At 47.8% G+C, this 16,472-nt stretch carries 19 protein-coding genes; 12 read left to right on the forward strand and 7 right to left on the reverse strand.

Going from position 1 to position 16,472, the window contains the following annotated elements:
- Positions 1–145: 145 nt before the first annotated feature.
- A complete protein-coding gene (locus tag AC3WTJ_RS21500; RefSeq protein ID WP_492523567.1) occupies positions 146–433 on the forward strand; it encodes a hypothetical protein in 288 nt (95 codons plus the stop codon).
- Between the two features lie 15 nt (positions 434–448).
- Positions 449–967 carry a VanZ family protein gene (locus AC3WTJ_RS21505; protein WP_492523568.1) on the forward strand — a complete coding sequence of 173 codons (519 nt, stop codon included), beginning with the start codon at positions 449–451 and terminating at the stop codon, positions 965–967.
- Here AC3WTJ_RS21505 and AC3WTJ_RS21510 read toward each other — a convergent pair.
- Positions 942–1,091, reverse strand: a complete 150-nt coding sequence (locus AC3WTJ_RS21510) for a hypothetical protein (RefSeq protein WP_157322777.1) — start codon at positions 1,089–1,091, stop codon at positions 942–944. The genes AC3WTJ_RS21505 and AC3WTJ_RS21510 overlap by 26 nt on opposite strands.
- A gap of 116 nt (positions 1,092–1,207) precedes the next feature.
- Between AC3WTJ_RS21510 and AC3WTJ_RS21515 the strand changes: the two genes are divergently transcribed.
- Both AC3WTJ_RS21515 and AC3WTJ_RS21520 read left to right on the forward strand, forming a co-directional pair.
- Positions 1,208–3,034 (forward strand): ABC transporter substrate-binding protein, encoded by a 1,827-nt coding sequence (locus AC3WTJ_RS21515; RefSeq protein WP_492523569.1) that lies wholly within the window; start codon positions 1,208–1,210, stop codon positions 3,032–3,034.
- Between the two features lie 63 nt (positions 3,035–3,097).
- Complete coding sequence (locus tag AC3WTJ_RS21520) at positions 3,098–3,502, forward strand: hypothetical protein (protein WP_492523570.1); 405 nt, start codon at positions 3,098–3,100, stop codon at positions 3,500–3,502.
- 33 nt (positions 3,503–3,535) lie between these two features.
- Here AC3WTJ_RS21520 and AC3WTJ_RS21525 read toward each other — a convergent pair whose 3' ends face one another.
- Positions 3,536–3,799 carry a hypothetical protein gene (locus AC3WTJ_RS21525; protein WP_157322772.1) on the reverse strand — a complete coding sequence of 88 codons (264 nt, stop codon included), beginning with the start codon at positions 3,797–3,799 and terminating at the stop codon, positions 3,536–3,538.
- Between the two features lie 175 nt (positions 3,800–3,974).
- Here AC3WTJ_RS21525 and AC3WTJ_RS21530 point away from each other — a divergent pair, with 175 nt between their 5' ends.
- Positions 3,975–4,640 (forward strand): tetratricopeptide repeat protein, encoded by a 666-nt coding sequence (locus AC3WTJ_RS21530; protein WP_492523571.1) that lies wholly within the window; start codon positions 3,975–3,977, stop codon positions 4,638–4,640.
- Positions 4,641–4,653: 13 nt separating this feature from the next.
- Here AC3WTJ_RS21530 and AC3WTJ_RS21535 read toward each other — a convergent pair whose 3' ends face one another.
- A complete protein-coding gene (locus AC3WTJ_RS21535) occupies positions 4,654–5,700 on the reverse strand; it encodes an acyltransferase (protein ID WP_492523572.1) in 1,047 nt (348 codons plus the stop codon).
- A 71-nt stretch (positions 5,701–5,771) separates the two neighbouring features.
- Complete coding sequence (locus tag AC3WTJ_RS21540; RefSeq protein WP_492523677.1) at positions 5,772–7,004, reverse strand: Gfo/Idh/MocA family protein; 1,233 nt, start codon at positions 7,002–7,004, stop codon at positions 5,772–5,774.
- A 350-nt stretch (positions 7,005–7,354) separates the two neighbouring features.
- Here AC3WTJ_RS21540 and AC3WTJ_RS21545 point away from each other — a divergent pair, with 350 nt between their 5' ends.
- Both AC3WTJ_RS21545 and AC3WTJ_RS21550 read left to right on the forward strand, forming a co-directional pair.
- On the forward strand, positions 7,355–7,786 hold the full coding sequence (locus tag AC3WTJ_RS21545) for a DUF86 domain-containing protein (protein WP_157322765.1): 432 nt from the start codon (positions 7,355–7,357) through the stop codon (positions 7,784–7,786).
- Between the two features lie 84 nt (positions 7,787–7,870).
- Entirely contained in the window at positions 7,871–8,500 is a 630-nt protein-coding gene (locus tag AC3WTJ_RS21550) for a helix-turn-helix transcriptional regulator (RefSeq protein ID WP_492523573.1), read from the forward strand.
- Positions 8,501–8,950: 450 nt separating this feature from the next.
- On the opposite strand, the gene AC3WTJ_RS21555 is transcribed toward AC3WTJ_RS21550, so the two are convergent.
- Positions 8,951–9,583: a bifunctional 4-hydroxy-2-oxoglutarate aldolase/2-dehydro-3-deoxy-phosphogluconate aldolase gene (locus AC3WTJ_RS21555; RefSeq protein WP_492523574.1), complete on the reverse strand. Its 633-nt coding sequence runs from the start codon at positions 9,581–9,583 to the stop codon at positions 8,951–8,953.
- Positions 9,584–9,761: 178 nt separating this feature from the next.
- Here AC3WTJ_RS21555 and AC3WTJ_RS21560 point away from each other — a divergent pair, with 178 nt between their 5' ends.
- On the forward strand, positions 9,762–10,208 hold the full coding sequence (locus AC3WTJ_RS21560) for a DUF948 domain-containing protein (RefSeq protein WP_492523575.1): 447 nt from the start codon (positions 9,762–9,764) through the stop codon (positions 10,206–10,208).
- A gap of 14 nt (positions 10,209–10,222) precedes the next feature.
- On the forward strand, positions 10,223–10,594 hold the full coding sequence (locus AC3WTJ_RS21565) for a YtxH domain-containing protein (protein WP_492523576.1): 372 nt from the start codon (positions 10,223–10,225) through the stop codon (positions 10,592–10,594).
- A gap of 51 nt (positions 10,595–10,645) precedes the next feature.
- On the opposite strand, the gene AC3WTJ_RS21570 is transcribed toward AC3WTJ_RS21565, so the two are convergent.
- Positions 10,646–11,692 carry a phosphodiester glycosidase family protein gene (locus tag AC3WTJ_RS21570; RefSeq protein WP_492523678.1) on the reverse strand — a complete coding sequence of 349 codons (1,047 nt, stop codon included), beginning with the start codon at positions 11,690–11,692 and terminating at the stop codon, positions 10,646–10,648.
- A gap of 187 nt (positions 11,693–11,879) precedes the next feature.
- Entirely contained in the window at positions 11,880–12,548 is a 669-nt protein-coding gene (locus tag AC3WTJ_RS21575) for a helix-turn-helix domain-containing protein (RefSeq protein ID WP_407871417.1), read from the reverse strand.
- Between the two features lie 170 nt (positions 12,549–12,718).
- Here AC3WTJ_RS21575 and AC3WTJ_RS21580 point away from each other — a divergent pair, with 170 nt between their 5' ends.
- From AC3WTJ_RS21580 to AC3WTJ_RS21590, 3 genes are all read left to right on the forward strand, one after another.
- Positions 12,719–14,755 carry a glycoside hydrolase family 15 protein gene (locus AC3WTJ_RS21580; protein ID WP_492523577.1) on the forward strand — a complete coding sequence of 679 codons (2,037 nt, stop codon included), beginning with the start codon at positions 12,719–12,721 and terminating at the stop codon, positions 14,753–14,755.
- Positions 14,756–15,925 (forward strand): glucose 1-dehydrogenase, encoded by a 1,170-nt coding sequence (locus tag AC3WTJ_RS21585; protein WP_492523578.1) that lies wholly within the window; start codon positions 14,756–14,758, stop codon positions 15,923–15,925.
- A 113-nt stretch (positions 15,926–16,038) separates the two neighbouring features.
- Positions 16,039–16,458, forward strand: a complete 420-nt coding sequence (locus tag AC3WTJ_RS21590; protein ID WP_492523579.1) for a disulfide oxidoreductase — start codon at positions 16,039–16,041, stop codon at positions 16,456–16,458.
- The last annotated feature ends 14 nt before the right edge of the window (positions 16,459–16,472 follow it).

Below are 16,472 nucleotides of genomic sequence, written 5' to 3' on the forward strand. Positions count from 1 at the left end.
AGGCAAGCCCTTTGTGCAGATATTTCATATTGTCTTTTATGCCTGCGACGTTTCTGTTGCAAACGGTGCCAAACGTTGTTTTCATTCACATTTTCATGCTAACCTAGTAATAGAAACTAGTTGATCGTGTAGGAGTGACGAAAGAGTGTCAAACGGGGTTTTGTATTGGGTTTACTTGGGAGTAGCATTTATATTGCCATTTGTGATCGGCGTGTGGTTAATGCGGAAAACGAACCGGCTCGGATTCTCTTTCTGGATAACGACAGCCTTAAATATTGTTTTGACTTTAGCTGCAGCATTTTGGTGGAAATCAGTGACGGAGGATCCGTTCCGCATGATGTTTGGAATGGCGTTTTATGGGGTATCAGCCGTGAATTTGATGGTCATCGAATTTTTTGCGCTATTTAGCATTCGCAAGAAAATGAATTCGTAGAGGGATGGTTTCTTCATGACACAATCTTCTTCTAAGGTTTACTTTTATGTCTTTACAATTGCTGCCGTCCTATGGATGGCCTTTATTTTTTTCAAGTCAGGGCAGACCTATCAGCAGCAGACACTGCGTCCGCTTTTAGAATCAAAGCTTAGTGGATCTCATCTGCTAAATTACTCCCCGCATTTGGCATTCACCTACGATGGGCAAAAACTGTCGTGGCAGGACCCCGCCGGCGTTATCGAATTCTTCATAAGAAAAGCAGGGCACGTAAGCGAGTTCGCTTTACTTACCCTGCTCTGGATCTTGGCCTTACTTGCGAAACGAGTACAAGTAAACATGGCACTGCTCACCTCCTTTATCATTTCGATTTTGTATGCAGTGACCGATGAGTGGCATCAAACGTTCATTGAAGGCCGCACAGGTCATGCCATTGACGTGGTAGTCGATTCAATTGGAGCACTATTGGCTGTTTTTTTGGTGCTGGCGGTTCTCGGGATCCGCTCTGCGATTAGACGAAGAAGAACAAACTGGTAATCATCATATACACTTTTCTTTTTTTGATGGATTTGAATTTCCAAAGCTCGCGAGCTTCGACTTCCAATTCGTGCTGCTGCCACTGCATTAATTTCTCAGATACATATAAGTTGGATGGTTGCATGATTCGGTTCACCTTCCTTTCTTTTCCTGTTAGATCCAGTTTACATCTAGAATAAGGGGAACAAAAAGTGTATAATTCACTTTAACAATTTCCCCTTTTGGAGAAGGAGGTGGATCATGCAGCTGTTATCTCACTTTTTGGAGCTGCGTGCCGGCTTTGCCCATGACATAGAGCATGAACCGCAGCCTATTACGTTAGAAGAATTATCCGAAAGAATGTATTGCACGACACGGAATGTGAAGATTTTGCTGAAAAAAATGATGGAGCAGGACTGGATTTCCTGGAAGCCCGGAAGAGGCCGAGGGAACGTTTCCGAGCTGACGTTTCTGGTTTCGGCGGAGGACATGGTGTCCCAACAGGCGATGGAACTGGCGGCACAAGGGGATTACCGAGGAACGATCGAACTCATCCACCAATTGGGCAGGGGAGAGTCGTTACAGGACTCTTTTGTCGATTGGTTGTTCAGCTATTTCGGCTATCGCGCGGTCGTTCAGGAGGAGTGCTCCAGGGATACGCTCCGTTTCCCGGTGTACAAATGGCTGGTATCGCTGGATCCGGCTTTTTCTTTTTTTGCTTTTGATACGCATTTGATGAATCAAATTTTCGACACGCTCGTTTTGTACAATCCCGGTACGATGGTAGCTGAGCCGCATTTGGCGCATTACTGGGAGAAAAGCGAGGATGGTCTTCACTATACCTTTTATTTGCGAAAAGGCGTCTTGTTTCATCATGGCAGAGAAATGACGGCGAACGACGTGTATTACTCGCTGTCCAGAGTCAAGGAACTTGGCGCGAGGGCTTGTCAAGGGTGGATGACGGAAAGCATCGAGAACATGCGGGTGCTGAACCGAAGCGCTATTGCGATTGAACTGAAGCAGCCTAATGAGCTTTTTCTGCAGCAGCTGGCGCATACTTCTTTAGCGATCGTGCCGGAGGAAATTTGCCGGGATAACGAAAATATATTCGGGCGAATGCCAATAGGGACCGGGCCGTTCAAACTGGAGCGAAACGATGATTACATCTGTAAGCTTCGGGCATTTGACGGGTATTTTGGGGTCAGGCCGCATTTGGATCAATTGGAAATTTGGCTGCTGCCGCATGAACTTTCAGAGGTTGGACCCAGCTGGGATATGGTGCAGGTGTTGTGCGATCATACGAATTCCCGGAAACCGGCCGGTGCCGTCGGCAAAGATGCTGAATGGCATCAGATTGAGCAGTCGATTCTGGGCTGCAGCTTGCTAACGTTTAATGAGGCTAAAATGGGGCCGCAACGCCATCTGAACTTTCGCAAGGCGATTGATTTGGTCATCGATAGGGAAAGGATGATTGAACAGCTGGGAGGCTTCAGGGAAGCGCCGGCAAGCTCTTTTTTGCCAACGATGAATCTCAAACGTACGTCAGCAGAGTACCGCACCGATGTGAAGGAGGCGAAATGCCTGCTTGAGGAGATGGGGTACAACGGCGAGCCGATTCAAATGTACATCTATAGCAATAACAGTGAAGATGCCCAGTGGATTGGTGCGCAGTGCGCCAAAGCTGGAATTCGTATCGAGCTCACGACCAGAAGCATGGGGGAAATGATGCAGCTGGACACGATTCACGAAGCCGATCTCATTTTTTATCACATTTGTCTGGAGAGTGAGTACGATCTTCACATTATTCAGACGCTGAAACAGTGCAACAGCTATGTTCGGGCTCACTTAAGTCCGGAACGTATGGCATGGATCGATGCGGAAATCGACCGTATTCTTACGATTGCATCCCGGGACGAAAGGATTAAGAGACTTCATGAGGTGGTTGAGGTGCTTCAGGAGGAGAAAACATTTTTGTTCGTACTTCACCGCTCTCAGCAAACGACCTATCATGATTCGATCAAAGGCGTATGTATTAACGATTTGGGTTGGGTTGATTTTCGGAAAATATGGTTCACGCCTAGTACTTGATAAATCTTGGCTTATCTGGAAATACTCTTGGTAACAATCATGAATGACCAGGAGGGCATGGGTATGGGCAAAATAAAAGAGGCTAATCTTGTTCGATTTCTTGAACGTCACGATGTGTGGTGCGCAGATGTCGAGGTCATCGCTGAAGGTATCTCAGGTACGCTGGTTGCTGAATTCTCGTCGACCAAAGGGAGTCAATTCGAGATGAGTCATGTGTACCGTAAAAACATGTCCCGTGAAATGGATTGGTATGATAATCATTTGCACAATGCCTATGAAGACGTTTCCAAAGAGTTGTTCGGAACCGAATCCCCTGAATCGAAAAAATGGGGGAAACGCGAAGATTTTGAAGAGGAAATCCTTGCTTTCGGCTCTATTCGCGAAGAGTTGAAAGAACATTTTCAGCTTAGCCGCACGGCAGCTTTATTTCATACGGAAGATGTGGAGGACCAAACCTACTTGCATTAATTTTCCGGTTTCTACCAAATAAAAAAACGACCGTTAAGGTCGTCGGCTTCTAGGTTCGTAACGGTTTTCCATCGCCATCCAGCGACCATTCGCAACGAAGAAACCAATAAAAAAGAACAAAACTAAACGAATAGGCACCCAAACTAAGCTAATCTCATGCGTGTTTAGTAATTCAATGATGCTAAATAAGGCCGTAAGCCCAACACCCCAGGGGAGAAGGCCGAAATTCACTAAATATTTGTTTCTGCCAAGCTGTTTTCTTTTCAGCCATATGGCCTTGCGTGGATCCTCGTTCATATCGAAACTCCCTTTTTCTTTTTATTATAGCATTGCTTGAAATAAATCTCGAATCAGTATTCATAAGAAGCCTCCATTCATATGCTAGTCATAGGACGGGAGCTTTTTTTAATGGAAGAGATGACCAAAGTCCTCATATTATGGTAGTATAAGGAAGTTGAAAGGAGGTATCGCTTTGCTGCTTAAATTTCTTGCTTTTGGTCTGTTATGGCGACTTGTCGGCAATCCATTTCTTGCACTTCTTATTCTATTAATCATTTTATATGTGTTAGATAGAAGATTTATCGGATTAACGCCGAATATTTTTAAGCCATTTCAATTAAGGCGCAGGGCGTCTAGGCTACGAACGGAATTGCATGCGAACCCACATCATACGTCTGCGAAGCTGGAGCTTGCTAGGAACTTACTGCAGCGCAATAAATTCCAAGAAGCGCTTCCTTACTTGGAACAAGCGCTGCCGATTATGGAAGATTCCGCAGATGTACATTACGAAATCGGACTTTGTTACCTGAAGCTGGGGGATTTGAAAAAGGGAGAGAGCTTCATGCTTCAAGCGGTAGAGTTGAACCCGAGGGTTAAATATGGCGAGGCCTATTTACGCCTAGGGGAAGCTTTAGCGCCCGTTGCACCCGAAAGGGCTGCGCAGCTCATCGAGCAGTTCCGTGATCTGCACTCCTCTTCGGTCGAGGCGTATTACCGGCTTGGCTTACTGTACCAGCAGCTTGGGCGCAGCGCTGATGCGAAAGCAACGTTCCGCGAAGCGCTGGACATTTACCGCGGCTTGCCGCGATACAGCCGCAGACAGCAGCGTCGCTGGGCCATGCTCGCTCGCTTCAAATGAAAAGGTTCCGCTGCTAAGCGGAACCTTTTTTCATAGCTGCGTACATTCGTATGAGCAGCCAAGAGCCGAGCACGCCGATGAAGAATGCGGCGATGGTATGTAGATCATAGAGCCAGAGCTGCTCCTGGTTCGGCGTGAGGCGCCCCCAGAGCGTAAGAAGCGCAGGATGCACAAGATAGATGCCGAACGAAGCGGCTCCTAATGCGGTGAGCACAACGCTAAGCCTCGGGCTATCGGCAAGACGCCTTAGCGACCACTGGACGGCCCATAGCGGAACCGCCATACAAAACACGAGGAGAGCCAGTTCAAACCAACTATTGCCTGAGGTGGCCCGACCATACTGATGCAGAAGAAGCATCCCCACGAAAGTGGCGCCTGCAAGGCACATGATGCTCCCCGTTAAGTGTCTGTAACGATCAGACCAGGCAGCAATAGCCGAATAATGAATGCCCACGAAAGCTCCAAAAGTGAATACCGCTGAGTAGCTGACAAATAGCGAGGCATATTCCGGCAGGGAGTGCACCTCATGATGTATAACGTAGGCGCCAGCTTGAATAACGATACCTATCGGAATTAGCGCCCGTTGAACCCAAGTGTACCGTCTCACCACCGTAATCAGAAGCGGGAACAAAAGGTAGAACTGAACAATGATGACCATATAATAGAGATGATAGCTGGCATTCCCCGAAATAAGCAGTTTGATGAAGTAAATGATGTCAAATCGAACGGTTCCATGAAACATAAATTGGTTAAACAAATAATAGAAAAGGGACCACAGGACATAAGGAATCAGAATTCTTTGCAGTCGTTTTGTCCAGAAAACACGCGACATTCCTGGGCCCCATCGATCATAATACGTATAAAAAAGCACGACGCCACTGATCCAAATGAATAGCGGCACGGTGAATAAACTGGCTTTGTTAAGGATAAAAAAGATGGTTTGCGAGCCGCTCCCGATCGGAAGCAGCGTAGCGCCCGATGTGATGTGAATCAGTACGACGGCGATAATGGCGATTGCGCGGATGAGGTCGATCTCGGGTAGTTTGGGTCTTGACGGCATGACGGTATTCTTCTCCTTTTTTCACTTTGTCCAATGTAACATGAATGAAAAAGGAGGACAATACACGCCAATTAATCGCGATAAGCAACAAAACTGTCTGGATCCAGAAGCTTCCACTCGGATGGAGGCGACCCGAAATCAGGGACGTCCAACATTTCGCCTTCCCGTTTGGAGGATACATGTGCGACCAACCCTGGCGCTAAGTAATCCGCAGCCCGCCAAGCATTATTGGGCGGCAATTTTTTCGTGTATATGGCTTTCAAATAATCATCAACAAGGAATTGATGCGAGCCGAAGTGCCCGTTTGGAAGCCCCTCAAAGGTGTGCGGCAGGCGGAAACTGTGATGCACCTTGGCAAGGCTGGCATGGAAATCGTTTTGCAGCGTTTGATTCAGATTGTCATCGCTCACATGTACATATCTATCCTTGCAGGCAAGCTGCGGTGTCAGATTCTCGACCGCCCCCCATTTCAGAGAAGTCCACGCAGAACCACCCGCATGCTCCTCATAGCTGCCGTTAGTTCCGAACATGCTCATATATACGCTGTTGTTCCCTCCCCAGCCTACGCGTCTGAACTCATTGAGGCGCATCATTCCGCCATCTGAGGTACGCACTAGAGCACTCTGATTGCTGAATGTATTGTCCCATAGGTTAGCACCTTCCTGAAAAATCCGGTCCTCATGCTGGTCGACATAGCCCAAACAGGATACCTTAGTCGCCTTAGCTCCGGTAACAGACAGAACCATTGAGACGGAATGCGTCGGATAATACATCGGCGGAATGCCGGCCACTTGCTTCCAATCCTTCCCGCCCGAATATTTGAAAGCATCGTAGAACCCATGCGTCATATCATGCAAATACTGAGCTTCACCGTAGACAAAGTTGCCGAAGTGGCCCGCTTTGAATTGGTCCCGGCAGTAAACCGTAGAGGGGTAGTAATAACTTGTCTCCCCAGTCATGTAGATTAATCCGGACCGCTGCACTTCCTGGATAATGGCGGATATTTCCTCTAAGCTTTGCGCCATCGGCACAGCACAATAGACATGCTTGCCAGCCTGCAGAACTTGTATGGTTTGAGGGCCATGCAGATGTCTTTGTGTAAAAATAGCAACGGCATCCACATCGCTGCTCAGCAGCTCTTCTAATGAAGCGTAAGTCTGTTTGAGGGAAAAAGTTTTTGCAAATTTTTCGCGGCGATCCTCGTGCAATTCCGCCAAAACAACTTCATCCACATAAGGATGAGCTTGAAACAGCTGTACGAAGCATTGTGAGAATTGGCCAGCCCCAACAATCCCTATTTTCATACCCACGAGAGTTCCTCCTATCATGAGAGCTTCAAATTCTGCTTCCGATATGTGCGACATCTCTTTTATTGTAAGTAGGTTTCTGCGCCATGTATTTAGTCCAAAGTAACAATATGGTTTCCAAAATCACAGTAAGATGAGCTAGTCTTTGGCAGCAAGAGTGCTTGCTTGACGCTCTACAGCTAGCGCGATACACTATATAGAAGTGAAAACAGCGAAAGTCAAGAGGGTGATAGTACATGAGTTACGAATATCTCATGCAAGCGGTATTGTTAATTTTCCTGGTTATCATTACTTTTTTTGCAATGTTGATTTGGACGAAATGGCGAAAAAGAGGACGGAGATAGACGATGTATTTTATTAATCATGAACAGATTGATGCGCGTATTCAATTTCTTTCGGATTTGACCGATGCAGTCAAACAATTGGAGCAGCAGTGGGAGCAAGGCGATAACGGCCTCGTTTGGCAGCTGGCCCAGGAGCGGGTACTCCACTTGGCCATTGAAACCGTGACCGATGTGGGCAGCTTGTTGATCGACGCTTTCATACTAAGAGATGCGAGCAGCTACGAAGATATCGTGGAAATCGTACACGGCGAAGGTGCCTATTCGGAATCATTGACCGCCACGCTGCTTGAGCTTGTGAAGCTGAGAAAGCCGCTCGTGCAAGATTTTGTGGACTGGAACCGTCAAGCGCTGCACCCCGTTCTGCCGAAACTTCCTGCGGCATTCGAAGAGTTTGCTGCGAGTGTTAGGGCATTTATTAAGAGTGAATTGGAATAACATACATAGATGTTTCTTAATTTACAACTTCGATATGATGCTGTAAAATGAAGCATAATGATTGTTCCGAGGGTAGGTGAGCTAATGAATCAAACACTTGAGACATCCACGCGCAAAGTGATTCTTTCCATGCTCAAAACTGGGGGACCTCTCAGTGTTCAAGAGATGTCCAAACAGCTCGGAATTACGGAGATGGCCGTCAGGCGGCATATTCATTCTATGGAAAAGGACGATCTGCTCGAAACGAAGCTTGTCAGGCAGGCGATGGGGAGACCTACGAATGTCTACACATTAGCTCCCAAGGCAGATGAATTATTTCCCAAGAAATATATGCAGTTGACACTCGATTTACTGGATGAGTTACTTGAAGATCAAGGGCATGAGAAGATAGAGCGGCTTTTTGAAGGCAGACAGGATAAGCTTGAGTCCCGCTACCAGCCTCGCATGGTGGATAAGAACTTGGAAGAGCGCGTAGCTGAATTAGCGCATATCCAGAACGAAAACGGGTATATGGTCGATTGGACGCAAACAGGTGCCGACGCCTATACATTCAGCGAGCATAATTGCCCGATCTCCCAGGTTGCGAATACGTTTGGTCAAGCCTGCCAGTGCGAGCTTGCTTTGTTCCGAAATTTGCTGGACGCCAACGTGGAGCGCACCGAATGCTTGGCCAAAGGCGCGAACAAGTGCGTCTATATTATTAGCAAAAAATAAATAAGGCTGTCCCAGAGGTAGAATACTCTTGGGACAGCCTTTTCTTGTATGGAGAGTCAGCTCGCGCTCGAACTTGCCAGCCCAGTCCTAACGGACTCTACAGACGTTATTATCGTGAAAATCGTCCTGTTTCAATTCTAACGGACACAGGAACCCTTATTTGCTGATTTCAGGGCGAAATCATGGCTGAAACAAACAAATAGCGGCGCTGGAGTCCGTTAGATTTTCAAAATGGCTATTTTTCACCGAATAAGAGCCGCTGTGTCCGTTAGACTGATCGGGGATCGTTGGCACCTCAGGTTCCGGCTCATCCAGTATTCGCTGCGTTCAGCCCCGTCCAACCAATCCGGACCTCTCGGCGGCCCGAACCAAGAGGGGAACCACCTTAAGTGTACGTGCCGGCCAATTCTAACGGACACATTCCGTCCGCCTCTCCCACCAGTCCCGCACTTAACGCGAAGCCGCAATAAGCCGGGCTGCCTTATCGGTCACCCACTCGAAGCGGCCGGCTTCGATTTCTTTTAAATTAATGAGCGAGCCGCCGATACCAAGCCCGTAGCAGCCCAGGTCGAGAAATTGTTTAATGTTCTCTTCGGTAACGCCGCCAACAGCCATCATCGGAATATGGTCAAGCGGTCCCATCAATTCCTTGATATAGGAGAGACCCAGGCTCGCGCTCGGGAAAATTTTTATCGCTGTAGCGCCTGCTTTCCATGCTTTGACGACCTCGGTCGGTGTCATCGCTCCAGGGAAAATCGGAACCCCCTCACGGCCCGCATAACGAATAACGTCCTCATCCAAATTCGGCGTTACCAGAAAAGAGGCGCCTGCTTGTACAGCTTTCTGTGCATCCTCCACATCGAGTACGGTGCCAGCGCCAATATACATTTGTTCGCCGAACTTCGTCTGCAGCTCGCTAATCATCGTCAAGGCGCCAGGTGTGTTGAGCGTCACCTCCATAACGGTAACTCCGCCCTTCAAGAGTGCTTCCGCTACGGAAAAAATGTGAGCTTCTTTCACGCCACGAACAATGGCGATAATGCGCGTTCGTTCAATTTCCTTCAATCCTTGCTCTCGGTTCATGTGGCTCCTCCAGTTGTTTCAAAGTTCGATTTGCTTTTCATTATGACAGGTCCCTGAAATTTTTCCAGTTTTTTTGTGTCAAAACAAGCTGCTCCTACCTATACTGTAGTAATTCATAGGCATTCGTCTAGAAGCCGCCATCGATCAACGCAGTTTGCAGACTCGGGAGGTGCTCGTCATGACTTGGATGGAGATTAGTGCAGTTAGTTCGGCTGCCGCTTTTATTGTGCTCGTCGTTTTTGCCGTTCGCATGCTGATTACAGCAAAAAGGATGCTACAACAACTTAGCGATACGGTCGCTCAAACAGAACAGCATGTAGCCAAAGCAGCAGGGGAAGCTGAGCAATTGCTGAACAAAGCGGGGCAGCTGACCGAAGAGGTGCACTTGCAGGTGCTGGCGTTAGAGTCAACCGTTCATTCCATCGAGAAGACTGGAGCAGCTATAGGGGATGTCGCTTCGGTCCTTCGCAAAGGTGCACGCATGATGAGTGAGTCGCTTCACGGTGCGGAAAGGGTTGTACATACCCACCAGAAGCGGATAGAGGACGTCATGGAGTGGGCAACGACGGGGTATGAGCTGTGGCAGAGGTGGCAGGCGAATCGGAAAGCCAAATCAGACCATTAAGGAGTGGATTTCACATGGCAAGCGAAAAAAAAGGTAAAGATCTTCTCATCGGTGCGATTGTTGGAGGTTTACTGGGCGCAGCGACAGCTCTGCTGTTCGCACCGAAATCCGGGCGCGAGCTTAGAAACGACATTGCGGAAAATGCCAAAGCCGTTAGCGACAAGACGGTTCAACTGGCTACTTCGGTCTCGCAAAAAACGCAAGAGGTTGCAAAATCCGTTAGTACCACAACATCTGATATCGTAGGCAAAGCCAAAGACACGGCAACAAATGTGGTGGGCACGGTTCGTTCCTGGAAAGAGTCCAAGATTGACGATGCAGAATTGCAAGATGATGAGGAAACATCTGAAGCTGCAGAAGATTTAGTTATCCTAGGAAATCGCTAAAATAACAAAAAAGCAGCAAGCTTATGAATTCGAGCTTGCTGCTTTTTGCCTTTACCACTTCGATGGATCAATCTTGCGAATATCCAAGCCTTCCCATATGTTCTTGATGGGAGCCGTTTCCGGATGTTCAAAGACCAGCCATGCCGTAGGAAGATACCTCTCCCCGTATTCACTGGATGGCTTGTTGATGATGACATTATTGTGCACAAGAACGGTAGAAGCTCCACCGTCTAAATTAGCGGCTGTGACTGCGCCATGCGCCAGGAAAATCTCCTGAATATCGTACAGGGTTGCTCCTATGCTGTGCGTCTGCCTGCCGTCGATGACGGCGAATAGAATGGAGCCGTCTTTCGTTTGCGCCATGCTGGTACGCGGAGCAATTCCCCAGCCGTCTGCTTGGCTTTTGATTTGTCCAACCCCGTTGACAATGAACCGCGGGGAAAAGGAAACAGCTTCCTGAACACCCATCGCCACCAGTTCGGAGACTTTATATTTGCCGGCGATCATACGGCCTTCTTTATCAATGCCAACCACTTGCACAATGCCGTTCATGCCTTTATCATTGTAAAAGATTTTGCCCCCGGACATAACGATGCCTTCCGGTTGGAATCCGTTCCCCTCCCAGTTCGGGTCGATGAAACCTCCGCCGTTAACGCCGAGGATCGCTCCTGTTCTTTTGACCATGGAGGAGACTTTCTCGCCTTTGCCAACTTTATCAGGAACGGCAATGCGAAGCTTTTTTGGATCAGAAATAGTGACAAGCTGTCCTTTGAAGTTCGTCCCTGAAATGGGTTCAATGGTGACGAGCTCCTTCTTGACGGCCGCCGTCGGGGCTGTAGAACTCACAGGTTCAATCTGCACGATGCCTTTATCTTTCTCATCGCCCATTTCGTCAAACTTCTTCCAATAAGCTTCTACGCGCTTCTGCAATTCCTCGGAGCCAATTAAATATTTGGCCCAATCGCGATGCTGGGTTGTAATCAAAGTATCGGCCATCATGAGCCGAACAGTCGTACCTGAAGCTGTAAGGAAAAACCAACATAAGGACAAGATAGAAATAATCACGAAACTTAGAATCGTATACAGAAAAAAACGCATGCCCACAGAACGTTTTCTGTTCTTTCTCGCTAGTCGAGATTGCGTGGAGGCGGTCTGTTGAACAGCCATGATTTCTTTACCAACCCTCTCTACCAAAAAATCAATGCAATCAACCTTTATAGATAGACGAAAAAAAAGGAGTAAAGTTTCATTCTTCATGAACTTTACTCCTTTTTAACAATTCGTATTAGATTGGGCGCTTTACTGAAGACAGCAATGAATCTGCTGCGGAAGGACGCTCGTAATGAAATTCCAAGCCCATTCCCGTATTCCGGGCTACGCTGCGCAGAATGAGATCGTGGTACTTCTTTTGACGGATGGCAGCAATAACAACAAATTTCGAAATGCCGAGCGTGTCAAAATAAAGTTTCCCTTCTTTTTCAATATACTTTTGCACATGATTCATATTGACGAAAAGGTCGGTATCCATCTTTTTAAAGCCCATTTCTTCGAGCTTATCCAAGAAAAGACTGAAATCGAGCAACGAATTTACAGCTTGGCTTATACGTTCAAAACGAGTGTGATAAATCATTTCTTTCGAGCTGACTTCAATAAATAATGTATCGTTCATGGAAACCGGTTCCTGCAAGGCTTCTTTGCTGCTTGCTTGCTCACTCTCGTTCTCGAGGTAGCCAGCTTTCTCCATTAAATCGGTGTATGGAATGTTGTAGGCATCCGACAGCTTTTTTAACGTAACAGGCGATGGGTTGATTTTCTCATTGGTCGAGCGATTGCGCTCCAGTTCCAAATCTCTGATGTAGGCGTGTGAAAGTCCGCTTTTGTTAGCTGCTTCGCGCAGGGACATTTTGCCCCGTAAGCTTTCCAAAAATTTACCGAATCCTTCTAATTGCTTCATAGTGATGAATCCCTCCATATTGTTTAATTGTAAATGAGTTTGGTGGAAATGAAAATGTTTACGCTTGAATTGGTGCTATTTCCCTGAAATCCCTGCCATGTGGGCAGCGTGCATATTTATGATTGGCGATTGGAAAATTAGTAGCATCATCATGGAAAGAGGCTGATCGCATGGCAAGAGATTTACCCATTGGGAACGGGAATGTACTCATTAATTTTGACGCTGCTTATAATATTCGTGACATGTATTACCCTTTAGTAGGTCAAGAGAATCAATCTAGCGATCATCTTTCACATTTTGGTATTTGGTGTGCGCGAGATTTCTTCTGGATCGACCATCCGGAAGTTTCGAAAAAGCTGAAATACCTAGAAGATTCGCTGGTTACGAACGTTGAATGCGCCCATGAGAGATTGGGATTAAGCTTCGTTATCCGAGATGGTGTAGATGTTCAACAAAATATTTTTTTACGCAAAATAAAGATGGAAAACCAGTTTGATGAGGAAAGAGAGATCAAACTTTACTTTCATTTGGATTTGCAAATCTATGGCAACGGTGTCGGCGATACCATTTATTTTGACCCTGAGTTGAATTCGCTTCTGTTTTATAAAGGGCATCGTTATATGTCGCTGTCGGGTTTATCTCCAGATGTCGATAAGCCGTATCCCAGCGGTTATGCAACGGGGCAGAAAGGCATACATGGCCTTGAGGGCACATGGCGTGATGCGGAAGACGGTCATCTAGGGGGAAATCCGATTGCGCAGGGTTCTGTTGACGGGACGCTTGAGTTGACGATGATGCTGCCTCCCAAAAGCTCGAAAGAGGCATGGTTCTGGGTTTGCTTCGGCCATACGAAGCAGGAGGTCGAGCGATTAGAAAGCTTACTGCGTACAGAGTCCCCACAAGCTTTGCTGCAGCGCACTCACGATCACTGGGTAAGATGGGTCAACCAGGATGCTCATCAGCTTAGCTTACTGAAGCCGGAATTGGCTTCCTTTTACAAAAGATGCCTGTTGATCACTAGAACGAATGTTGACAATCGTGGCGCTATTATAGCAGCAAATGACTCGGATATTTTGAAGTTTGCCAAAGATACCTATTCCTATATGTGGCCGCGGGACGGGGCCTTGGTATCTCATGCCTTAGACCGGGCCGGATATTATGAACTCTCCAGGAAATTTTTTGATTTTTGCATAAAAGTATTGACGCCTGAAGGGTATCTCATGCACAAATACAATCCCGATAGCTCCGTAGGTTCAAGCTGGCACCCATGGGTGGACGGTCAGGGGAAAAAGCAGCTGGCTATTCAAGAGGATGAAACGGCACTCGTTTTGTATACGTTGTGGCATCATCACAAGCTGGCCGGCACGATAGAGCGTTCCCGTGAAGATTACGAGAAATTTGTGAAACCCGCAGCGGATTTTCTCGTGCATTATCGAGATGCTTCCGGGCTTCCATTACCCTCCTATGATCTCTGGGAAGAACGTTATGGCGTGCTAGCTTTTACCGTTGCCTCTGTCTATGCCGGTCTGGTTGCTGCCGCTCGTTTCGCCGATTATCACCAGGATAAAGCGCGTGCCGTTTATTATGCCGATATCGCGGATCAGGTGAAAAAGGCAGCCGAACAGCAGTTGTTTGCGGCTGACCAGAATCGCTTTTTACGAGCTTTATATTGGAGTTATGATGAAAATAAATATGTGCCTGACTATACGATGGATATGAGTATGTACGGGTTATTCGATTTTGGATTGTTCGAGCTGGAGGATCCAAGGATCATGGCGACGATGAAGATTCTAAAAGAGAAATTGTGGGTACATACGGATATCGGCGGCATCGCCAGGTATGAAAATGACTATTACCATCAGGTGACGAATGATGTCGCTAAGGTGCCAGGCAATCCGTGGTTTATCTGTACGCTTTGGTATGCGGAATGGCTGGTGGCCTCGGCAAAAGTGATTGAAGATTTACAAGAATCGGAAAATCTGATGTTCTGGGCAATACGCCATGCGCTGCCCTCAGGCACAATGGCGGAGCAGGTGCATCCGTTCACAGGCGCACCGCTTTCCGTTTCGCCTTTAACATGGTCACACGCTTCTTTTATCAAAGTTACGCAAGAGTATTTATCTAAACTTAAAAAAATGACCTCGACAGGAACCAAACAAGCGGCGGATGCCAGTGAAGACAAAGTGTTGGAGCCGATTGTTCAATAGTTGGGAGGAGATGATGAGATGAAAGCGATTCGCGTCAAACAACTGCGGCAAGGTAACCCTTCGATTGCGCTGGAAACCGTGGACGATCCCGTGATTTCTCATCCGCAGGAGGTTATTGTCAAGGTATTGGCGGTAGGTTTGGACGGCACGGATAAGGAAATTTTGCAGGAAAAATACGGTGTTCCCCCGCAAGGGGAGGACGACCTGACGACAGGCCATGAATCTTTAGGAGTTGTTGCTGAAGCTGGTGCAGAGAGCGGATTCCAAGCAGGAGATCTCGTGACCGCCATTGTCCGGCGGCCTTGCCGGAATCAAAGTTGTGTCAATTGCCGGAACGGTCACTCAGACTTCTGCCAAACCGGGGAATTTGTGGAGCGTGGTATCAAAGGCGCCCACGGTTTTCTCTCCGAATATTACAGAGAAGACGGCCGTTATCTCGTGCAAGTTCCTACTGATCTGCTCGAGCACGGCGTACTGGTTGAGCCGCAGAGCATTGTAGAGAAAGTGTGGGATCAGGTGCTGCGCGTACAACAGCGGCTGATCTGGGAGCCGAAGACAGCGCTCGTCCTTGGCTCGGGCCCTTTAGGGCTGCTTGCTGCTATAACGTGCAGGCTGCTCGGCTTGGACGTTTACGTTTGGTCGAGATCCTCGCAGGACAGTCTGCAAGCGCAGCTTGTTAAGGACTGCGGGGGCGTGTATCAAACGGCGGACGAAGACGGCGGTTTGACGGCTTACGCGGAGGGACTCGGCAAGCCGATAGATTTTGTGCTCGAATGCACGGGCTTCAGCCCGCTGGCCTTCGAGGCTATGGCTGTGCTAGCGCCGAATGGCGTGCTGGCGCTGCTCGGGGTTACGCCAGCTGACCGCAAGCTGGAGATTTCCTCCGACATGCTCAATCAGAGCATGGTGCTGGAGAACAAATGCGTGATCGGTTCGGTGAACGCGGCACGCAAGGATTTTGAGACCGCCATCTATCGGCTGCAGCAGATGGAGCGGGTGTACCCCGGTTGGCTTGACAGGCTGGTCACCAACCGGATGAAGCTGGAGGCCGTGCCGAAGCTGGACTTTGCGAGCATCCCGATCAAAGCGGTCGTCGACATCGTTCCGGTGGAGCAGTGGCGCGGTTTGGTGAAACAAACGAACGAAGTTGAGTACAGCTTCTCAGTATGATTAGAGCCAAGCGGGTTGGGAAGGTGCCTGCTTGGTTTTTTTGCAACCTCCCAAAATGTTAGACTTCCCTCCTATATTTTTCTATAATATGGGGAAAGGGAGGACGAGCATAAATGTCAAAAAAATTTTTAAGAGAAAACGGTATGCACCTATCATGGCTGATTGCCTTAATCGCCACATTAGGGAGCCTGTATTTCTCGGAAATTATGCATTTTATACCTTGCAAACTATGTTGGTATCAACGTATTCTCATGTATCCGCTGGCCATCATTCTGGGGATCGCTGCTGTGCGCAGAGACTACAAGCTGACGATTTATGTATTACCGCTCACGATTTGGGGAGCCTGTATTTCCATTTATCACGTTTTGCTTCAATCCGGAGTTTTTCACGAATCCGCGACGGGTTGCGGGCCAATTCCATGTGATGTGGATTACTTGAACTGGCTTGGTTTTATCACGATCCCTATGCTTGCCGGAACGGCTTTTATTTTGATCACTATTCTCCAATATTTGACATACCGAGCTACAAAATAACCCCACGTTCCAAA

The organism is Paenibacillus sp. FW101-FHT12H11 (assembly GCF_058790355.1).